We start from the raw sequence: 594 nt of genomic DNA on the forward strand, positions 1-594 counted from the left end.
CCAGCAAAGCTCGAACTCGTCTAAAGGGCTAGGTTTTATAAAGCCCGATGGCTGGGGCAGACTTTCCCATTTAAGTCCTGATGATCTTGCTATAGGCGCGACATTTTGTGGCGAAGACGCAGCGGCGCTGGATAAAGCAATAAAAGATAGCTTAAAAACCATAAAAGATGGCCCCGTCGCTTTTACCTATCAGGGCGATAAATCAAACCCCTACTTTGAAATGATTCGTTCAGCTAAGAAGCCAAAACGTTCAATTGTTGTGGATAGCGAGTTCCTCGAAGGTTATGGGCTGTTTGTGTTGGATGAAAGCCTTTGGGATTGTTTTCGATTGTATAACTCTTGGATTGAGCCGCTGGTAGTCAACCAGTGGATTATGGAAATGCAACGATTTCGGTCTAATCAAGAGCGGGGTATTCCACTGCAAACGTAGCATGATGGTTTGGCCCGGATTGATAAAGACCATGATACGCGAGTCGTGCGAAAGAGAATTGAACAGTTGAAGCTCAGCCATTGCGACATTGTCAGCGTATGGAGTGGAAGCAAATTACGAAATGAGTATCACGTTGATCACTGTTTGCCTTTTGCTTATTGGCC

1 pseudogene is annotated in these 594 nt (G+C 45.1%); it reads left to right on the forward strand.

From position 1 onward, the window contains the following. Window positions 1-594, forward strand: a pseudogene (locus tag R7Z50_RS29145) (SAM-dependent methyltransferase); the annotation flags it as partial.

The sequence above is a fragment of the Vibrio sp. 1249-1 genome (assembly GCF_033340495.1).